This window comes from Auraticoccus cholistanensis, assembly GCF_009742705.1.
GTDB classification, from domain to species: domain Bacteria; phylum Actinomycetota; class Actinomycetes; order Propionibacteriales; family Propionibacteriaceae; genus Auraticoccus; species Auraticoccus cholistanensis.
Window position 1 is genome coordinate 358328 of record NZ_WPCU01000010.1, and the last position, 15241, is coordinate 373568.

Here is a 15241-nt window from a genome sequence, read left to right on the forward strand (position 1 = left end):
GGGAGGAGCACGCGTGGGGGGTTGGGCCGGCGCGGTCACCGTGCTGCTGACCGCGGCCGCGGTGGGACTGCTCCCACCGCTGCTGAGGGCGCTGCCCGAGCCGGTCACCTCCTCCGGCGGGACGGGTCCGGGCTACCGGTCGCTGGCCGACGGCCGGACGGTGCTGACGCACACGCTCGCCGCCGCGGTCGCCGTGCTGGTGGTGCTGCTCGCCGTACCCGGTGCGCTGCGCCCGCTGTGGTGGCCGCTGCTGGCCTGCGGCGTGGCCGCCGCGGTGGTCGACGCCCGCTCGACCTGGATCCCGCGCCAGCTGTGCTGGGCGGGCTGGGCGCTGGGCGTCCCGGCCGCGGCCGCCGCCCTGCTCCTCGGGACCGGCCGGCCGCAGCTGCTGGCCGCGGCGACGGGGGCGGTCGCCGCCGCCGCGCTGTTCTGGCTGGCCTGGCGGATCAGCCGCGGCGGGATCGGGTTCGCCGACGTCCGGATCGCCCCGCTGGTCGGGCTCGCCGCCGGCTCGCTGGGCCCGCTCGGGTGGTGGTGGAGCCTGCTGCTGGGCACCGCCCTCGGCGCCGTGGTGGCCCTGCTCCGCAGGACGCTGGGGCGGCCGGGTCCGACGCCCTACGCCCCGGCGCTGGTGGCCGGGCCCTTCCTGGCCGCGCTGCTCGCCCCGCTCGCCGGCTGACCCACGTCGACGGTCCCCGGCCCGTGCTGCCCGCTCAGCCGGCGGCGACCTCGCGGGTGGCCTCCACCCACCGCTCCAGCACGGCCGCGGCGGCGCCGGAGTCGACCGCGCGGGCGGCCCGCTCCAGCGGCTCCCGGAGCTGCTCAGCCACGTCGGCGTCGGGGTCGGGGCCGTCCGCGGCCAGCAGCGTCGCCGCGGCGTTCAGCAGCACGATGTCGCGCACCGGGCCGCCCACCCCGGCCAGCAGGTCGCGGACCACGCGGGCGTTCACGGTGGCGTCCCCACCCACCAGGTCCTCGGGGCGGCTGCGGGCCAGACCGAGCTGGGCGGGGTCGAAGGTGGTCCGGGCGAGGCGGCCGTCCCGGGTGAGCCACACCGTCGACTCCGTGGTCGTGGTCAGCTCGTCCAGCCCGTCGTCGCCGTGGAAGACCAGGGCCGAGGTGCCGCGCCCGGCCAGCACGCCCGCGACCAGGTCCGCCATCCGCAGGTCCGCGACCCCCACGGCCTGGGAGCCGGGTCGGGCGGGGTTGGCCAGCGGGCCCAGAAAGTTGAAGAAGGTGGCGATGCCGAGCTCACGCCGCGCCGGGGCGGTGTGACGCAGCGCCGAGTGGTAGCGGGGGGCGAAGAGGAACACGATGCCGGCGCGCTCCAGCACGCGGGCCTGCTGCTCCGGGGAGAGGTCGAGCACGACACCCAGCTCTTCCAGCACGTCGGCGGTGCCGCAGGCCGAGCTCGCCGACCGGTTGCCGTGCTTGGCGACCCGCGCACCGGCACCGGCGGCCACCACGGCGGCCATGGTGGAGATGTTGACCGTGTTAGATCGGTCACCCCCGCTGCCGACCACGTCGACCAGCCGTCCGGGCAGGGGTACGGCGGTGGCCTGCTCGATCATGGCGTCGGCGAGGCCGGTGAGCTCCTCCACCGTCTCGCCCTTGGCCCGCAGGGCGACGGCGAGACCGGCGATCTGCACCGCGGTCGCCTCACCGGTCAGGATCTCCGTCATCGCCCAGCGGGCCGCCGGGACGTCCAGGTCCCGGCCGCGGACGACCGCGGTCAGCAGGTCCGGCCAGGTGTGCGCCGGGGCGGGCAGCGAGCTCGTCACGACCGGCTCAGGCGTGCGCGTCGGCAGGGTGGGCACGCAGCAGCTCGGCCGCCACCACCGGCAGCCGGACCGGGTCCAGCGGGTAGGGCAGCGCGGCCTCCGCCCGGGACCAGGTGGCGAGCCAGGCGTCCTGCTGGCGGGCCACCAGCACCAGCACCGGCGGGCAGCGGGTGATCTCGTCCTTCAGCTGGCGGGCCATCCCCAGCCCACCGGCGGGGCTCGCCTCGCCGTCGAGGATCGCCAGCGCGACGCCCCCGGCGTCCATCGTCTGCAGCAGCGCGCGAGGGGTGGCGACCTCCACCACGCGCACCGGCGGCAGGTCGCGCGCCACCCGGGTGCCGAGGGCCAGCCGGACCTGCTCGCGGACGAGTCGGTCGTCGGAGTAGACCACCACCCGCAGCGGCGCCGCGTCGCCGGGGCCGCCGAGCAGCGGGCTGTGGGGGGCCTCCTCGCGCAACGAGGTGCCGGACTCGCTCGAGGGCGCGGGGCCGCTGCCGGCGGTGTGCACGTCTGCCATCGGGTTCCTTCCCCAGGAGGTCGTCGCAGGCATGCTAGCGCCCGCCCCCGGCGCCCGCGGGAGGCCTGCGGCAGCGGGCGCGGCCCGGCGGCGGGGCCCCGGCGCGGCTCGACGTGAAAGCCGTCGGGAGTTCAGGACATAATGGCCCCGTGGCTACCTCGACTCAGTCCCCCGGCGCCGGCGTCCCGCACGGGAGCCTGCACCCGATCGCCCGGTCGCGACTGTCGGGGATCCCGGGTCGACCCGACACCGTGGCGGTCGGCACGATCGTCTGGCTCGCCTCGGAGCTGCTGTTCTTCGGCGGCCTCTTCGCCGCCTACTTCACCACCCGCAGCGTGACCAACGCCCAGGCCGAGCAGGCCGGGGTGGAGGTGTCGGTGTGGGAGCACGGCGCCGGCCTGCTCAACATCGAGTTCGCCGTCCTCAACACCCTGGTGCTGGTGCTGTCCTCCGTGACCTGCCAGCTGGGCGTCTCCGCCGTCGAGCACGGCCAGAGCCGGGTCAAGCGCACCGGTCCGCTGTGGGACCTGCGCACCTGGGGTCTGCGCGAGTGGTTCTTCCTCACCTTCCTGATGGGCGCCTTCTTCATCGGCGGCCAGGTGTACGAGTACGCCGTGCTGTTCTCCGAGGGCATGACGCTGTCCTCCGACGTGTACGGATCGGTGTTCTTCCTCGCCACCGGCTTCCACGGCCTCCACGTCACCGGCGGTCTGATCGCCTTCCTGTTCCTGCTGGGCCGCACCTACCTGGCCCGCACCTTCACCCACGAGCAGGCCACGGCGGCCGTCGCGGTGTCCTACTACTGGCACTTCGTCGACGTCGTCTGGATCCTCTTGTTCGGCGTGATCTACTTCTTGCAGTGATGCGTCCGACGCGACGGCTGCGCCCGAACTCCCCACGCACCACCAGCAGAGCAGAGAGGTTGACCCAGTGAAGTTCCTGTCCTCCCGGAGGCGGCACAAGGCGGTCAAGCCGCTGCTGCTGGTCGCGGCGCTCTTCCTGATGGGTGGCCTGTACACGGTCGCCGTCCCGGAGCAGCAGTCCAGCGCCGACTCCGGCACCTCCACCCAGGTCGAGGAGGGTCGCGCCCTGTTCCAGGTCGGGTGCTCCTCCTGCCACGGCCTGAACGGCGAGGGCACCAGCGAGGGTCCGACCCTGGTGGGCGTGGGCGCGGCGTCGGTCGACTGGCAGGTCGAGACCGGCCGGATGCCGATGGCCCAGCAGGCCGAGCAGGCCCCCAAGCGGCCGCCGGTCTACAACCGCGAGGAGATCGACGCGATGGCCGCCTACGTGGCCTCCCTCGGTCCCGGCCCGGACATCCCCACCGAGGCCCAGTACTCCCCCGAGGGTCTGAGCGCGGAGGAGATCGCCCGCGGCGGCGAGCTCTTCCGCACCAACTGCTCGGCCTGCCACAACTTCGCCGGCGCCGGTGGCGCGCTGCCCGACGGCAAGTACGCCCCGAGCCTGCAGGGCGTCGAGCCCAAGCACATCTGGGAGGCCCTGCGCATCGGCCCGCAGCAGATGCCGGTGTTCGGCCCCGAGACCATCACCGACGAGGACGTCCGCACCATCGTCGCCTACCTGCAGAGCCTGGAGCAGGAGCCCGCCGGCGGGCTGACCCTGGGCAACCTCGGCCCGGTGTCGGAGGGTCTGTGGGCCTGGATCGTCGGCATGGGCGGTCTCGCGCTGTTCGCCGTCTGGATCGCCTCGAAGGGAGCGCGGAGCAAGTGAGCACCACCGAGCGGGAGGACCGCACCGGGCTCGTCGTGCGCTCCGACGACGACCGCTACCCCGTCGACAACCCCGGCGTGGAGCACGAGCCGCCGCGCTACACCGACACCGACGAGCGGGCCGGCAACGGCGCGTACCGCTTCGTCGTCACCTGCTTCGGGCTGGTGCCGGTGTTCGCGATCGCCTTCGTGGTCATCTACTTCGCGGTGCCCAAGAACCTCTTCATCGACCTGGGCGCCAGCCACCTGATGGCCCAGCACGTGCTGCTCGGCCTCACCCTCGGCATGGCCATCCTGCTCGTGGGCGTCGGCGCCGTGCAGTGGGCCCGGCTCCTGATGTCGGACGAGGAGATGACCGAGGAGCGCCACAGCGCCGCCTCCAGCGCGGAGACCCGCGCCGCGGCCATCGACATCGTGTACCAGGGCCTCGAGGAGTCCCAGCTCCAGCGCCGCAAGCTGATCGGGCGCAGCCTGCTGGGCGCCCTGGGGATCCTGGTGGTCCCCGCCGTGGTGACGCTGGCCGACCTGGGCCCCTGGCCCACCCGCTCGGTCCGCGCCCAGACCATCGAGCGCACGATCTGGGGCCCCGGCGTCCGTCTCGTCAACGACATCACCTACAAGCCCATCCGCGCCGCGGACCTCGAGATCGGCCAGCTGGTCAACGCCGAGCCCGAGAACCTGCAGGAGCTGCACGGCCACGAGGTGCTCGTCGAGAAGGCCAAGGCCGCCATCATCGTGGTCCGGATGGACCCGAACTCCATCAAGATCCCCGAGTCCCGCTCCAGCTGGCACGTCAACGGGATCCTCTGCTACTCCAAGATCTGCACCCACGTGGGCTGCCCGATCTCGCTGTGGGAGCAGCAGACCCACCACCTGCTGTGCCCCTGCCACCAGTCCACCTTCGACCTCGGCAACTCCGGGGTCGTGGTCTTCGGCCCGGCCGGGCGTTCGCTGCCCCAGCTGCCGATCTCCACCGACGAGGAGGGCTACCTGATCGCCACGAGCGACTTCCCGGTGCCGGTGGGGCCCAGCTACTTCGAGCGGGACTCCCGCAACGACTACGAGGACGGTGACAACTGATGGCGAAGCCCGCCCCGTTGTCGGAGCAGACCACCGTGCCGGCGACCCCGGCAGAGCGCACCCCGGGGCCGGTCCTGCGCCGCGTCGCCGGGCCCGTCACCTGGGCCGACGAGCGCGTCGGCGCCGCCGGCCTGGGCAAGTTCTTCCTGCGCAAGATCTTCCCCGACCACTGGTCCTTCCTGCTCGGTGAGATCGCGCTCTACAGCTTCATCATCCTGCTCATCACCGGCGTGTACCTGACCATCTGGTTCAAGCCGTCGATGGCCGAGGTCGAGTACGAGGGCAGCTACCAGCTGCTGCGCGGACTCGCCATGTCCGAGGCCTACGAGTCGACCCTGCACATCTCCTTCGACATCCGTGGCGGTCTGCTGATGCGGCAGATGCACCACTGGTCGGCGATGCTGTTCGTGGCCTCGATGTTCGCCCACATGCTGCGGGTGTTCTTCACCGGCGCCTTCCGCAAGCCCCGCGAGCTCAACTGGGTCATCGGGGTGGCGCTGCTGGCGCTGGGCACCATCGAGGGCTTCGCCGGGTACTCGCTGCCCGACGACCTGCTCTCCGGCACCGGTCTGCGGTTCGTGGACGGCCTGATCCGCTCGATCCCGGTGATCGGCACCTGGGCGGAGTTCTTCGTCTTCGGCGGGGAGTTCCCCGGCACGCTGATCATCAGCCGGCTCTACATGGTGCACATCCTGCTGATCCCGGGCCTGCTGCTGGCGCTGATCGCGGCCCACATGGCGCTGCTGGTCTACCACAAGCACACCCAGTACCCGGGTCCCGGCCGCACCGACCAGAACGTCGTCGGCTACCCGCTCTTCCCCGTCTACATGGCCAAGGCCGGCGGCTTCTTCTTCATCGTCTTCGGCGTCACCACGCTGATGGGCGCCTTCATGCAGATCAACCCGCTGTGGACCTACGGTCCCTACAACCCCGCCCAGGTGACCGCCGGCTCCCAGCCGGACTGGTACATGGGCTGGGTCGAGGGCGCGATCCGCATCATGCCGGGCTGGGAGTCGCACTGGGGCTCCACCACCTGGTCGTGGAACGTCGTCGTCCCCGGTGTCGGGCTGATGGGGCTGCTGTTCACCCTGCTCGGCGTCTACCCCTGGATCGAGGCCTGGCTGACCGGGGACAAGCGGGAGCACCACGTGCTGGAGCGTCCGCGCACCAACCCGACCCGCACCGCCTTCGGCGTGGCCGGCATCACCGCCTACATCATGCTGATGCTGGGCGGCGGCAACGACATCATCGCCACCCAGTTCCGGATGTCGCTCAACAACATCTCGCTGGTGCTGCGGGTGGCGGTCTTCGTGGCCCCGGTGCTCGCCTTCCTGATCACCAAGCGGATCTGCATCGCGCTGACCCGGGTCGACCAGGAGCGGCTGCTCCACGGCAGCGAGTCCGGCATCATCAACCGCTCCCCCGCCGGCGGCTACTCCGAGGACCACCTGCCGATCAGCCAGGGCGAGGCCTTCACGCTCACCTCGCACAACGAGTACCCCGTGCTGGAGAGCGAGGAGATCAGCCCCCGCCAGGCCAAGGCCCGCCGGTTCTTCTACGGCGACAACATGTCCAAGCCGACCCGGGCCGAGCTCGAGGCCGCCGCGCACCACGCGGACGGGCACGACGGCGACCACGAGCTGGGCGACGGCGACCACCACGCCGTCACCGGCTCCCGGCAGCCGGAGCTCACCGGCGGCAAGGACTGACCGCACGACCACGCGACACCACCGATGACGGGCCCCAGGAGCTGCTCCTGGGGCCCGTCGTCGTCCGGGAACAACCCCGGTGGCGGAGCGGTTGCACCGCCACCACACCAGCAAGGCCCCACCAGGAGGAGGGACGAGATGACCGACGACCTGACCGCGATGCGCTACGCCATGGCGCAGCGTCGCTTCGAGGACCGCGACTACCGAGGTGCCGGTGAGCAGCTGAGCGTCGTGGTGGAGCAGGACCCCAGCAACGTCAGCGCTCGGCTGCTGCTGGCCCGCAGCCACTTCCACGCCGCGCTGCTCGAGCCGGCCCGGCGCCAGCTCGAGATCGTGCTCGAGCAGGACCCGGCCGAGCCGTACGCCCGGATGATGCTGGTGCGCACCCTGGAGCGGATGGGCCGCCGTTCCGAGGCCGCCACCCAGCGCCGCCTCGCCGAGGCGATGGGAGTCGAGCTGGCCTGACGGCCGGGGGGAGTCGAGCTGGCCTGACGGCCGGGGGGGGTCGAGCTGGCCTGACGGCCGGCTCCCCGGCGCGACTGGGTGCTGCAGGTCAGCCCTGCGGCACCCAGTGCTCGGCCGGGACGACCTCGGCCGCCGGCGGCGGACCGGGCGGGGTGCCGTCGCCGAAGGGACGCCCGCCCAGCTCCTCGCGACCGTGCGGGGTGAGGAAGCCCGACACGTCCGGCCCCTTGGGGACGATCTGGGTCGGGTTGATGTCGGTGTGCACCACGTAGTAGTGCTCCTTGATCTGCACGAAGTCGGTGGTGTCGCCGAAGCCCGGCGTCTGGAACAGGTCGCGGGTGTAGGCCCACAGCGCCGGGAACTCGGTCAGCTTCTGCCGGTTGCACTTGAAGTGGCCGTGGTAGACGGCGTCGAAGCGCACCAGCGTGGTGAACAGCCGGACGTCGGCCTCGGTGATGGTGTCCCCCACCAGGTAGCGGCGGGTCGACAGGTGCTCCTCGAGGGCGTCCAGCCGGGTGAACAGCCGGTCGTAGGCGGCGTCGTAGGCCTGCTGGGAGCCGGCGAACCCGCACCGGTAGACGCCGTTGTTGACCTCGGTGAAGTTCTTGCGCGCCATCGCGTCGATCTCGTCCCGCAGCGGCTCGGGGTACAGGTCCGGCGCGCCCTCCCGGTGGAGGTCGACCCACTCGGTGGACAGGTCCAGGGTCATCTGCGGGTAGTCGTTGGTGACCAGCTTGCCCGTCGTCGTGTCGACGAGGGCGGGCACGGTGATGCCCTTGGGGTACTCCGGGTCGAGCGCGAAGTAGGCCTCCTGCAGCCGCTCGTAGCCCAGCACCGGGTCCCGGCCGCCCGGGTCGAGGTCGAAGGTCCAGCTGCGGGCGTCGTGGGTGGGGCCGCACATCCCCATCGAGATGGCCTCCTCCAGCCCCAGCAGCCGGCGTGCGATCACCGCGCGGTGCGCCCAGGGGCAGGCCCGGGCCACGACCAGGCGGTAGCGCCCGGCCTCGGGGGTGAACCCGTCGCGGCCGTCCCGCGTGATCCGGGTGGTGACGTAGCTGGTGTCGCGGACGAACTCCTTGCCGCCCTCGACGTAGCTGCCCTTGGTGCTGTAGTCGGCCATGGTCGCGAGTCTAGGTTCCACCTCCTCGGTCACTACCCTGGGGAGGTGCGATTCCTGACCCAGCCCACCACCGACCTCACCTACAACGACGTCTTCATGGTGCCCAGCCGGTCCTCGGTGGCCTCCCGCCACGACGTGGACCTGACCAGCACCGACTCGCTGGCCACCCCGCTCCCCCTCGTGGTGGCCAACATGACGGCGGTGTCGGGCCGGCGGATGGCCGAGACGGTGGCCCGCCGCGGCGCGGTCGCGATCATCCCGCAGGACCTGCCCACCGACGTGGTCGGGCAGGCGGTGGCCCGGGTCAAGGCCGCCCACGTCGTCTTCGACACCCCCGTCCGGGTCGCCCGCACCACCACCGTCGGTGAGACCCTCAGCCTGATCCCCAAGCGCTCCCACGGCCTGGCCGTGGTGGTCGACGACGACGGCTGCCCGGTCGGCGTCGTCCGGCCAGACCAGGCCGCCGGTGCGGACCGCTTCGCCCAGGCCCACGAGGTGATGAGCACCGACCTGGTCACCGTGGCCACCACGACCCCGCCGCGCGAGATCTTCGAGCTGCTCACCGCCAGCCACCAGGACGTCGCCGTCGCCCTGCACGACGACGGCACCATGGCCGGGGTGATGACCCCGCGCGGGGCGCTCCGCGCCGGCATCTACTCCCCCGCCGTGGACGCGGCCGGCCGGCTCCGCGTCGGCGCGGCGGTCGGCATCAACGGCGACGTCGCCGGGCGCGCCGAGCAGCTGCTCGAGGCCTGCGTCGACGTGCTGGTGGTCGACACCGCCCACGGCCACCAGGAGAAGATGCTGGACGCCCTGGCCGCGGTGCGCGACGTCCGCGACCGGGTGGCCGCCGCCACCGGCACCCGTGTCCCGGTGGTCGCCGGCAATGTGGTCACCGCCGCCGGCACCCACGACCTCGTCGACGCCGGCGCCGACGTGGTCAAGGTGGGCGTCGGGCCCGGCGCCATGTGCACCACCCGGATGCAGACCGGCGTGGGGCGTCCCCAGTTCAGCGCCGTGCTCGAGTGCGCCGAGGCGGCCCGCGCCGACGGCCGGGCCGTCTGGGCCGACGGCGGCGTCCGCCACCCCCGCGACATCGCGCTGGCCCTCGCCGCCGGCGCCGGGTCCGTGATGATCGGCTCCTGGTTCGCCGGCACCCACGAGAGCACCGGCGACCTGCTCAGCGACGCCCAGGGCCGCAGCTACAAGGAGTCGTTCGGCATGGCCTCGGCCCGCGCCGTCCGCAACCGCACCCGCAGCTCGACGGGCTACGACCGCGGCCTGGCCTCGCTGTTCGAGGAGGGCATCTCCTCGTCTCGGATGTACCTCGACCCCGAGCGTCCCGGGGTGGAGGACCTGCTGGACTTCATCACCTCCGGGGTCCGCTCCAGCTGCACCTACGCCGGCGCCCGCGACCTCACCGAGTTCGCCCGGCTGGCCGTGGTGGGCGTCCAGTCCAGCTCCGGCTACGAGGAGGGTCGTCCCCTGCACACCAGCTGGTGACGCACACCAGCTGGTGACGCGCACCAGCTGGTGACCCGCGCCAGCTGGTGACCCGCGCGTCGCCCAGGCTCCGGGTGTCTGCTGCATGAACACCCGGTGACGCCCGAGTGGACAGCGGTGCCCGCCGGGCACCAGTCTGGGGGGTGTGACCGAGCTCGTCGTGCTGGTTCTCGTCGTGGTGACCGCCCTGGCGTTCGACTACACCAACGGCTTCCACGACACCGGCAACGCGATGGCCACCTCGATCGCCACCGGGGCGCTGCAGCCCCGACGCGCGGTCGCCCTGGCCGCGGTGCTGAACCTGGTGGGGGCCTTCCTCTCGCTCCACGTGGCGGCCGCGATCGCCACCGGGCTGGTCGAGGCCTCCATGATCACCCTGCCGCTGGTGCTGGCCGGTCTGTGCGGCGGCATCATCTGGAACCTGCTGACCTGGCTGCTGGGACTGCCCAGCTCCTCCAGCCACGCGCTGCTCGGTGGCGTGATCGGCGCCGTGCTGGCCGCCTCCGGGCCGGCCGCGGTGATCTGGGGCGGGGTGCTGGGCAAGGTCGTCGTGCCCGCCCTGCTCGCCCCCGTGGTCGCCCTGCTGGTGGGCGGGGTGGGCACCTGGCTGGTCTACCGGATCACCCGGGGTGTCGACCCGGGCGCCCGTGACCGCGGGTTCCGCTGGGGCCAGGTCGGCTCGGCCTCGCTGGTCTCGCTGGCGCACGGCACCAACGACGCCCAGAAGACGATGGGCGTCATCTTCCTGGCCCTGATCGCCGCCGGCAGCGCCTCCGCCGAGGACACCGTGCCCTGGTGGGTGATCGTCTCCTGCGCGGTGGCCATCGCCCTGGGCACCTACATGGGCGGCTGGCGGATCATCCGCACCCTCGGCAAGGGTCTGGTCGAGATCGAGTCCCCGCAGGGCATGGCCGCCGAGACCAGCTCCGCGGCCACCATCCTGCTCTCCAGCCACTTCGGCATGTCGCTGTCCACCACCCACGTGGCCACCGGCTCCATCCTGGGCAGCGGGCTGGGACGCCGCGGCGCCCGGGTGCGGTGGCGGGTGGCCGGCCGGATGGCGGTCGCCTGGGTCCTCACCCTCCCCGCCGCCGGCCTGGTGGGGGCGGTGTGCGCACTGCTGGTCCAGGTCCTGCCCGGACTGGCCGGGAGCCTGGTGGTGTTCGGGCTGCTGGTCGTCACCACCGCGTTCCTGTACCACCGCTCCCGCGCCCAGCACGTCGACCACACCAACGTCAACGCCGACTGGTGCCCCGACGACGAGGTGCTCGACCCCGACCACCACCTGATCCACGAGAGGCACTGACGTGGACGTCCCCGGCACCCTCACCGCCCTCTGGCAGATCGTCGTCGTCAGCCTGCTCGTCGGCGCCGGCGTCCCCGCCGTGTTCGCCGTCGGGGTCCGCGCCCTCGCCGAGGTCCCGGCCGGCCCCGCCCCGTTCCCCCGCCGGCTGCTGGCCGGGTGCTGCTTCGGCGTCGCCAGCCTGGCCGTGGTGGCCGGCATCGTGCTGATCGTGCTCGGCGGCCGCTGAGCGCCGGGAGCCGGCTCCACCGGTCCCCTTCCCGGCCGGGCGCACGCGGTCCTACAGTGACCGCATGTGCCGCAACATCCGCACCCTCCACAACTTCGAGCCCCCCGCCACCTCCGCGGAGGTGCACGCCGCCGCGCTGCAGTACGTGCGCAAGGTGGCCGGGACCACCAAGCCGTCCCAGGCCAACGCCGCGGCGTTCGAGCGGGCGGTGCACGAGATCGCCCACATCACCGAGCACCTGCTGGCGGAGCTGACCACGACGGCGCCCCCGAAGAACCGTGAGGAGGAGGCGGCCAAGGCCCGTGCCCGCGCGGCCGCCCGCTACGCCTCCTGACTTCCTCGGGCGCCACCCTGGCCCGGGAACGGCACCGACCGCGGCCCCGGAGGGCTCGCGGTCGGTGTGCGGGGCGTCGGACGCGCCTCAGTGGGCGTAGTCGCCCTTGTAGTACTGGTAGACCCAGCCGGAGATGGCCCACAGCGAGCCGGCGATGCCGAGCAGCGTCAGCCACCAGCCGAAGACCGGGCCGAGCAGCGTCACCGCGGCCATCACCGCGCAGACCACCGGCCAGATGCTGCGGGGCGGGAAGAAGCCCAGCTCGCCGGCGCCCTCGACGATGTCGGCCTCCAGCCGGTCCTCCGGCCGCGGGTCGTGACGCAGCGCGCCGATCAGCAGGTAGGCCATCAGCATGGTCGACAGCCCGAAGGTGAGCACCAGCGCGACCGACCCGGTGATCTCGTGGGAGAGCATCCAGTAGACCGGGGTGACGACCAGGAAGAACATCTCCAGCATCACGAAGATGCGCAGCTCGGCCAGCATGGCCGGGCGTCGCGTCGCCTTCAGCCCCAGCCGGAGGAAGGCCACGCCGATGGCCAGCGAGAAGACCCCCGCCACCAGCACGCCCAGCCAGTCGACGCGGCTGCTGCCCAGCACGGTGGCCAGCAGCACGGCCCAGACGATGTAGCCGACGCCGAGCACGCCGAAGAAGCCCGACTCCGGCACCAGCGGCTTGGACAGCTTCATCGGTCATCTCCCTTGGCGTAGGAGTCCGCACCCGGCAGGTCGGTGTCGGCCGAGGTGCCCTGGACCCGGTTCTTGAGCTCGCCGACCCGGCCCCGGTCGTCGCCGGCGTCGATCAGCTCGTCGGCGTCGGCCCCCACCGCGGCGTACTCGGTGAGCGCGATGTCGGGGTGGTGCAGGTCGAAGGCCGGGCTGTCGGAGCGGATCTGCGGCAGCTTCTCGAAGTTGTGCCGCGGCGGCGGGCACGAGGTGGCCCACTCCAGCGAGCGTCCCCAGCCCCACGGGTCGTCGACGACGACCTTGGGCGAGTTGCGGCTCACCCACACGTTCCAGATGAAGGGGATGAACGAGATCGCGGTGATGAACGCGCCGAAGGTCGACACCTGGTGCAGGAGGGTGAAGCCCTCCTCGGGCAGGTAGTCGGCGTAGCGGCGGGTCATGCCGTCCGAGCCCAGCCAGTGCTGCACCAGGAAGGTGGTGTGGAACCCGATCATGGTCAGCCAGAAGTGGATCTTGCCCAGCCGCTCGTCCAGCATCCGCCCGGTGAACTTGGGCCACCAGAAGTAGAAGCCGGCGAAGGTGGCGAACACGATCGTGCCGAACAGCACGTAGTGGAAGTGGGCCACCACGAAGTAGGAGTCCGAGACCTGGAAGTCCAGCGGCGGGCTCGCCAGGATGATGCCGGTCAGGCCGCCGAACAGGAACGTGGTGAGGAAGCCGAAGGCCCACACCATCGGGGTGTCGAAGGTGATGGAGCCTCCCCACAGCGTCCCGATCCAGTTGAAGAACTTCACCCCGGTGGGCACCGCGATGAGGAACGTCATGAAGGAGAAGAACGGCAGGTTCACCGCGCCGGTGACGAACATGTGGTGGGCCCACACGGCCGTCGACAGCACCCCGATGGTCAGCGTGGCGGCGACCAGGCCGACGTAGCCGAACACCGGCTTGCGGCTGAACACCGGCAGGATCTCGGTGATGATGCCGAAGAACGGCAGCGCCACGATGTAGACCTCGGGGTGGCCGAAGAACCAGAACAGGTGCTGCCACAGCAGCGGGCCGCCGTTGGCGGCGTCGAAGACGTGGCTGCCCAGCACGCGGTCGCTCAGCAGCACCAGCAGCCCGGCCCCCAGGACGGGGAAGGCGATGATGGCGAGCATCGAGGTCACCAGGATGTTCCAGGTGAAGATCGGCATCCGGAACATGGTCTGGCCCGGGGCCCGCATGGTCAGGATCGTGGTGATGAAGTTGACCGAGCCGAGGATCGAGGACAGACCGCTCAGGTACAGGCCGACGATCCACAGGTCCGCGCCGACCCCCGGGGAGTGCACGCCGTCGCTCAGCGGGGTGTAGGCCGTCCAGCCGAAGGCGGCGCTGCCGTCAGGGGTGAGGAAGCCGGAGCAGGCCACCACGCCACCCATCACGAACAGCCAGAAGGACAGCGCGTTGAGCCGCGGGAAGGCGACGTCGGGCGCACCGATCTGCAGCGGCATGATCGCGTTCGCGAACGCCGAGAACATCGGCGTCGCGAAGAACAGCAGCATGATCGTGCCGTGCATGGTGAAGAACTGGTTGTACTGGTCGTAGTTCAGGTACTGCAGGCCGGGGAAGGCCAGCTCGGCCCGGATCCCGAGGGCGAGCAGACCGCCGATGGCGAAGAAGATCATCGCCGCGACGAAGTACATGTTCCCGATCAGCTTGTGGTCGGTGGTGGTCATGCACCGCCACACCACCGTGCCCAGCCGACGGCTCGCCCGCTCCGGGACGACGGTGGCGTCTCCGGCCACCCGCTCGGCGACGCTCATTCGCCCTCACCCTCTCCGGCGGCCTCGCCGCCCTGTGGCGCCAGCTGCGGCTCGACGTAGGTCTGGCTGCCGTACCTGGTGCCGACGTTGCCGGCGGCCTCGAGCTCGGCGAGGTGCCGCTCGTACTCCTCGACGCTGACCACGTGGACGTGGAAGTACATCGCCGCGTGGTAGGTCCCGCAGAGCTCGGCGCACTTGCCGATGTAGGTGCCCTCGGTGCTCGGGGTCATCACGAAGCTGTTGGGCTTGCCGGGGATGACGTCCATCTTGAAGTAGAACGACGGCACCCAGAAGCTGTGGATCACGTCCGGCGAGCTCAGGTTGAACCGCACCGACTCACCGACCGGCAGGTACAGGTCCGGGGAGGAGTTCAGGGTGCCGATCTCGTAGACGTCGGTGCCGCCCGGCTGGCTCAGGCTCTCGCGGTAGTTGAAGGTCCACTGCCACTTCTGCCCGACCACGTCGACGACCCGGTCGGTCTGCTCGGTCTCCTGCTCCTGGGCCGTGGCCTGGTCGCCCGACCAGGACCCGGCGAGCACCTGGGTCTGGGTCTGCACGGTGAAGACGAACAGCACACCGATGACCAGCAGCGGGGTGAGGGTGTAGAGGATCTCCATCGGCAGGTTGTAGCGGCTCTGCCGGGGGGCGTCGCTGCCGGTCGCGTTCCGCCTGCGGCGGTAGCGGATCCCGGCGTAGCCCATCAGGCCCCAGACGACCACGCCGACGGCCAGGGCGGCGATCCAGCTGCCGACCCAGAAGTCGCCCACGGCCTCGGACCTGTCGCTGCCCGGTGCCGGCAGCCCGAACGACTGCCACAGCGCCGGACCCTCGGCTGCGCAGCCGCTCAGCAGCGCCGCTCCGCCGGCCACCACCAGGGCGGTCGCCGCCCGGCGTCGAGCCGTGTTCCTCGAACCCACGTCACACCCTTCCGGTTCTCAGGCCCGGCCCCCGCGCGCCGGCGGGGAGAGCCTCCCATCAGGGGGC

At 71.9% G+C, this 15241-nt stretch carries 16 protein-coding genes; 10 read left to right on the forward strand and 6 right to left on the reverse strand.

Translation table 11 applies throughout. The features are described from left to right. The first annotated feature begins 13 nt into the window (after nt 1–13). Nucleotides 14–679, forward strand: coding sequence for a prepilin peptidase (locus GC722_RS19370; protein ID WP_156611529.1), 666 nt, complete (start codon nt 14–16; stop codon nt 677–679). A 34-nt stretch (nt 680–713) separates the two neighbouring features. On the opposite strand, the gene trpD is transcribed toward GC722_RS19370, so the two are convergent. Together trpD and GC722_RS15200 are read right to left on the reverse strand one after the other, a co-directional pair. Continuing rightward, the gene (gene trpD, locus GC722_RS15195; protein WP_331714919.1) at nt 714–1781 is read right to left on the reverse strand and encodes an anthranilate phosphoribosyltransferase; all 1068 of its coding nucleotides are present in this window, start codon (nt 1779–1781) and stop codon (nt 714–716) included. 7 nt (nt 1782–1788) lie between these two features. After that, nucleotides 1789–2298, reverse strand: coding sequence for a hypothetical protein (locus GC722_RS15200; protein WP_231747892.1), 510 nt, complete (start codon nt 2296–2298; stop codon nt 1789–1791). A 149-nt stretch (nt 2299–2447) separates the two neighbouring features. Here GC722_RS15200 and ctaE point away from each other — a divergent pair, with 149 nt between their 5' ends. The 5 genes from ctaE (at nt 2448) to GC722_RS15225 (ending at nt 7282) form a co-directional block, all read left to right on the forward strand. Further along, nucleotides 2448–3161: an aa3-type cytochrome oxidase subunit III gene (ctaE, locus tag GC722_RS15205; protein WP_408609321.1), complete on the forward strand. Its 714-nt coding sequence runs from the start codon at nt 2448–2450 to the stop codon at nt 3159–3161. Between the two features lie 67 nt (nt 3162–3228). Continuing rightward, on the forward strand, nt 3229–4029 hold the full coding sequence (gene qcrC / locus GC722_RS15210; protein WP_331714920.1) for a cytochrome bc1 complex diheme cytochrome c subunit: 801 nt from the start codon (nt 3229–3231) through the stop codon (nt 4027–4029). Next, nucleotides 4026–5108: a cytochrome bc1 complex Rieske iron-sulfur subunit gene (qcrA, locus tag GC722_RS15215; protein ID WP_408609322.1), complete on the forward strand. Its 1083-nt coding sequence runs from the start codon at nt 4026–4028 to the stop codon at nt 5106–5108. Before qcrC ends, qcrA begins: the two co-directional genes overlap by 4 nt. Beyond that, nucleotides 5108–6817, forward strand: coding sequence for a cytochrome bc1 complex cytochrome b subunit (qcrB, locus tag GC722_RS15220; RefSeq protein ID WP_156611531.1), 1710 nt, complete (start codon nt 5108–5110; stop codon nt 6815–6817). Before qcrA ends, qcrB begins: the two co-directional genes overlap by 1 nt. A 138-nt stretch (nt 6818–6955) precedes the next feature. Then, nucleotides 6956–7282, forward strand: a complete 327-nt coding sequence (locus tag GC722_RS15225; RefSeq protein WP_156611533.1) for a tetratricopeptide repeat protein — start codon at nt 6956–6958, stop codon at nt 7280–7282. A gap of 88 nt (nt 7283–7370) precedes the next feature. Here the strand turns inward: GC722_RS15225 and GC722_RS15230 are convergent, their stop codons facing one another. Then, a complete protein-coding gene (locus GC722_RS15230; protein WP_156611535.1) occupies nt 7371–8402 on the reverse strand; it encodes a glutathione S-transferase family protein in 1032 nt (343 codons plus the stop codon). 45 nt (nt 8403–8447) lie between these two features. Between GC722_RS15230 and GC722_RS15235 the strand changes: the two genes are divergently transcribed. The 4 genes from GC722_RS15235 (at nt 8448) to GC722_RS15250 (ending at nt 11771) form a co-directional block, all read left to right on the forward strand. Then, a complete protein-coding gene (locus GC722_RS15235) occupies nt 8448–9905 on the forward strand; it encodes a GuaB1 family IMP dehydrogenase-related protein (protein WP_331714921.1) in 1458 nt (485 codons plus the stop codon). A gap of 145 nt (nt 9906–10050) precedes the next feature. Continuing rightward, nucleotides 10051–11211, forward strand: a complete 1161-nt coding sequence (locus GC722_RS15240; protein WP_331714922.1) for an inorganic phosphate transporter — start codon at nt 10051–10053, stop codon at nt 11209–11211. A 1-nt stretch (nt 11212) separates the two neighbouring features. Continuing rightward, the gene (locus tag GC722_RS15245) at nt 11213–11437 is read left to right on the forward strand and encodes a hypothetical protein (RefSeq protein ID WP_156611537.1); all 225 of its coding nucleotides are present in this window, start codon (nt 11213–11215) and stop codon (nt 11435–11437) included. 64 nt (nt 11438–11501) lie between these two features. Next, nucleotides 11502–11771 (forward strand): DUF2277 domain-containing protein, encoded by a 270-nt coding sequence (locus GC722_RS15250; protein ID WP_156611539.1) that lies wholly within the window; start codon nt 11502–11504, stop codon nt 11769–11771. 87 nt (nt 11772–11858) lie between these two features. On the opposite strand, the gene GC722_RS15255 is transcribed toward GC722_RS15250, so the two are convergent. Genes GC722_RS15255 through ctaC form a run of 3 tightly spaced genes read right to left on the reverse strand, consistent with a single transcriptional unit; the run spans nt 11859 to nt 15174 of the window. Beyond that, nucleotides 11859–12458 carry a cytochrome c oxidase subunit 4 gene (locus GC722_RS15255; RefSeq protein ID WP_231747893.1) on the reverse strand — a complete coding sequence of 200 codons (600 nt, stop codon included), beginning with the start codon at nt 12456–12458 and terminating at the stop codon, nt 11859–11861. Then, the gene (gene ctaD, locus GC722_RS15260) at nt 12455–14257 is read right to left on the reverse strand and encodes an aa3-type cytochrome oxidase subunit I (protein ID WP_156611541.1); all 1803 of its coding nucleotides are present in this window, start codon (nt 14255–14257) and stop codon (nt 12455–12457) included. The genes GC722_RS15255 and ctaD overlap by 4 nt, the downstream gene beginning before the upstream one ends. Continuing rightward, nucleotides 14254–15174: an aa3-type cytochrome oxidase subunit II gene (gene ctaC, locus GC722_RS15265; protein ID WP_331714923.1), complete on the reverse strand. Its 921-nt coding sequence runs from the start codon at nt 15172–15174 to the stop codon at nt 14254–14256. The genes ctaD and ctaC overlap by 4 nt, the downstream gene beginning before the upstream one ends. Nucleotides 15175–15241 lie beyond the last annotated feature (67 nt).

Coding starts and splice junctions, on each gene's coding strand:
- GC722_RS15200 (WP_231747892.1), bottom strand. CDS start 2,298: ATGGCAGACGTGCACACCGCCGGCAGCGGCCCCGCGCCCTCGAGCGAG.
- qcrB (WP_156611531.1), top strand. CDS start 5,108: ATGGCGAAGCCCGCCCCGTTGTCGGAGCAGACCACCGTGCCGGCGACC.
- ctaD (WP_156611541.1), bottom strand. CDS start 14,257: ATGAGCGTCGCCGAGCGGGTGGCCGGAGACGCCACCGTCGTCCCGGAG.
- GC722_RS15225 (WP_156611533.1), top strand. CDS start 6,956: ATGACCGACGACCTGACCGCGATGCGCTACGCCATGGCGCAGCGTCGC.
- GC722_RS15250 (WP_156611539.1), top strand. CDS start 11,502: ATGTGCCGCAACATCCGCACCCTCCACAACTTCGAGCCCCCCGCCACC.
- GC722_RS15230 (WP_156611535.1), bottom strand. CDS start 8,402: ATGGCCGACTACAGCACCAAGGGCAGCTACGTCGAGGGCGGCAAGGAG.
- GC722_RS15255 (WP_231747893.1), bottom strand. CDS start 12,458: ATGAAGCTGTCCAAGCCGCTGGTGCCGGAGTCGGGCTTCTTCGGCGTG.